Raw genomic sequence first — 3,496 nt, forward strand, 5'->3', positions numbered from 1 at the left:
GGCATGTACAGGGTGGCGCCGAGCGCCGTTCCGAGGGTGGTCACCTCGCTGTCGAGATCGAACTCGACGGGCTCCCGATGGAACAGTGTGCGGCGTTCCTCGTCGGTGAGCCAGCCGTAGTGGCGCATGCTCGTTCTCGCTTCCCTCGTGCTCCTGTTCGCCGGCCACGCCGGTGGCTCATCGTACGATCCGATGTGTTTCGGCCATGCTGCGACAGGCGGCGATCGGGCACACGGCGGGCCACGCGCGCATGACCGGCGGGTGCCGCCCGCACCGATCGCCGTCACGCCCCGAACGGAACGTGACGGCCCGTGCCGGCGCGGAAGGGCGGCGCGAAAAGGCGGGACCACCGCGCGGGGGACCGGCTCGGGGCGGCCCGCCGTCCCGCGGAGGGGCGAGGGCGTCTTCCGCACGGATCAGCGGGCGGGCGCCCGTCCTCAACCGGAGGACTTCGTGGCCCGTCCCCAGGCCAGCCCCCAGCCGTAGAGACGGTCGATCTCCGACTGGAAACCGTAGACGTACTTGACCTCGCGTCGGGCCACCAACTCACCCTTCTCCCGCTCGATGAGCGCCACCGCGCAGGCCCGCGCGGAGGGGTTGGGGTCGGTGAGACCGATCTCGATGTGGGTGCCGTCGGCGGTGATCAGGGTCACCAGAACGTCCGCCCGGGCGAAGGCGGGCGTGCCGTCGTAGATGTAGACGAAGATCAACAGCCGACGGAACTTGTCGGCGTGGTCCATGTTGGCGTAGATGGTCTCGCCGGAGGCGCTGCCGAACCGGTCGTCACCGCTGAGCTTGAGGTAGGGCGGCCCGCCGAAATCCCCTATGAGATTGCCCAGTGGCTGCACCACTCCCTTGGTGCCGTCCTCCAACTCGTAGAGGCAGGCCAGGTCGAAGTCCACGTTGACCAGGCCCATGGTGTGGCCGACGACCTCGCCGGGCTTGAAGAGCTCCAGCGGGTGGCGCAGCGCGTTGAGCCGCTTGTGCCCCACGGTGCTCATCACGTCGGCCGAGCGCATCCGCCACGACAGGCCGATGCGCAGCGTGCCGTGGGTGGCGTCCTGTCCGGTGAGGGAGACCTGCGGTGTGCGCTTGGTCAACTCGATGGCGTAGCTGGAGGCCCCGCCGATGGTGTCGAACTTCGCCACCGGCTGGCGGCTGCGTCGCCAGTTCTCCCAGATCGAGACCATCGCGTGCCGCGCTCCTCACCCGTGTCCATCGGTCCGCGACGCCCCCGGATCGGGGGCCGCCGCCGGACGCGTCCGCGCCCGCGCCGACGGGACGGGTCGGCCGTGCGCGGATGCGCCGGGCCGCCCGTCCCGTTCAGAGGTTTCCGCAATCGCCGGGTGCTCACACCCGCTCGGCGACGGCCGGCCGATCCTCGCCCCCGGAACCGCCCCCGCCGGCGGCCGCGGCCGCGCGGTCGACGCGGTTGTGGCGCACCGAGGACCAGAAGGCCGCGGCGATCAGGCCCACACCGAGGGTTCCGGTGATGACCTCCGGGATGTGGTAGCGGATGGAGACCAGCAGCATGAGGGCCAGCGCGCCGATCGCGTAGTGGGCACCGTGCTCCAGGTAGCGGTACTCGTCCAGGGTTCCCTCGCGCACCAGGTAGATGGTCAGGGAACGGACGTACATCGCGCCGATGCCCAGTCCCAGCGCCATCCAGAAGATGTGGTTGGTGATGGCGAAGGCGCCGATCACGCCGTCGAAGGAGAAGGAGGCGTCCAGGACCTCGAGGTAGAGGAAGAGGAAGAAGGCGGCCTTGCCGGCCAGCCCCATCGTGCTCGGTTCCCGACCGGCGCGGCGCGCGGCCTCCTCGGCCTCGGCGGCCCGCTCGTCGTCCTCCTCGAGGCGGTTCTCGAAGTATCCCGACAGACCGCCGACCAGAAGATGGGTCAGAACTCCGGCGAGACCGGCGATGAGCACCGTGGAGGTCTTGTCCGCGTACGTGCCGCCGTGCTGGTACGCCTGGCCGGCGAAGACGGTGGCGCTGACCAGCAGGGCCGCCAGGGCGACGCCGACGGAGAAGGAGTCGATCTTGCCGAGCCTGGCGAGCGGACGCTCCAGCCAGCCCAGCCAGGTGACGTGACGCTCGGTGAAGATGAAGTTGAGGAAGATCATCAGGAGGAACATGCCGCCGAACGCCGCGATGGACGGGTGGGCGTCGGTGACCATCTCCTGATAGGTGTCCGGCTCGTTGAGCGCGAGCCGAACCGCCTCCACCGGCCCCACTCCGGCGGTGACGGCGACGATGGCCACCGGGAACACCAGCCGCATGCCGAACACGGCGATGAGGATGCCGATCGTGAGGAAGATGCGCTGCCAGAAGGCGTTCATCTTCTTCAGGATTCCGGCGTTGACGACGGCGTTGTCGAAGGAGAGGGAGATCTCCAGGATCGACAGGATGGCGACGATGGCGAAGCCGGTCCAGCCCCAGAAGTAATAGGCAGCCGCCAAGCCCAGGCCGGTCACGGCGAAAGACCAGCCGAAGGTTCTCAGAATCACTTGTTTTCCCGTTCTCCTGCGAGGAAGCGGACGCGGATCGGCCGCGCCCGCCGCGACCGGCAGCGCGCCCGGCCCCGTTTCCGGAGCGGGCGCGTGTCGTGGTCCGGTGGACCGTGTCGGTTGGTGTGGGGGGACGGCGGCGTCGGACCCCCGACGGGGGTGGGCTCCCGGCCCGGGCGATCAGACGTTGACGCCGTAATCCAGGGCGATGCCGCGCAGACCGGAGGCGTAGCCCTGGCCGATGGCGCGGAACTTCCACTCCCCACCGTGCCGGTACAGCTCGCCGAAGACCATGGCGGTCTCGGAGGAGGCGTCCTCCGAGAGGTCGTACCGGGCCAGCTCCACGCCGTCGGCGCGGTTGATGATCCGAATGTAGGCGTTGCGCACCTGACCGAAGTTCTGGTGCCGGTTCTCGGCGTCGTAGATCGACACCGGGAAGACCACCTTGTCGACCTGGGGGGACATGCCCGCCAGCTCGACGTTGATCTCCTCCTCGTCGCCGCCCCCGCCTGAGCCGCCGACCAGTTCGTCCCCGAGGTGCTCCACGGTGCCGTCGGGGCTCTTGAGGTTGTTGAAGAAGATGAAGTGCTGATCACTGAGGACCTTGCCGGCCGCGTCGACCAGGAGGGCGCTGGCGTCCAGGTCGAAATCCGCCCCGGTGGTGGTTCGGGCTTCCCAGCCCAGCCCCACCGTGACCGCGGTCAGATTCGGCGCCTCCTTCGTCAACGAGACGTTGCCGCCCTTGCTGAGGCTGACTGCCACGGTACTCCTCCAGACGTTTCACGAGCATCGGACGGCCCCAATATGCCATCCCGCCCTTTCAACGGAAACGGCGGGCGGTGGTGTTCCCATCGGGGACCGCGAGCCGCGAACCCACCGATCGGCGCGGGGAGGGCGTCGGACGGTTCCGGGACCGCGAGGGCACGGGCGCCCGGGACCGTGGGACACCCCGAAGCGGCGCCCGCCCCCCGCCGGGAGGGGCGGGGGG

Annotated in this window: 3 protein-coding genes; all 3 read right to left on the reverse strand. The window is 69.5% G+C overall.

Features of this window, described 5'->3' with window-relative positions; all coding sequences use genetic code 11:
• Positions 1-437: 437 nt before the first annotated feature.
• Positions 438-1,190, reverse strand: coding sequence for a Tellurium resistance (locus FNQ90_RS16565; RefSeq protein ID WP_182607094.1), 753 nt, complete (start codon positions 1,188-1,190; stop codon positions 438-440).
• 160 nt (positions 1,191-1,350) lie between these two features.
• Positions 1,351-2,508, reverse strand: a complete 1,158-nt coding sequence (locus tag FNQ90_RS16570) for a DUF475 domain-containing protein (protein WP_143621940.1) — start codon at positions 2,506-2,508, stop codon at positions 1,351-1,353.
• A gap of 180 nt (positions 2,509-2,688) precedes the next feature.
• A complete protein-coding gene (locus FNQ90_RS16575) occupies positions 2,689-3,270 on the reverse strand; it encodes a TerD family protein (RefSeq protein ID WP_182607095.1) in 582 nt (193 codons plus the stop codon).
• Positions 3,271-3,496 lie beyond the last annotated feature (226 nt).

Source organism: Streptomyces alkaliphilus, from assembly GCF_014141535.1.
In the GTDB taxonomy this organism is placed as follows: Bacteria; Actinomycetota; Actinomycetes; order Streptomycetales; family Streptomycetaceae; genus Streptomyces; species Streptomyces alkaliphilus.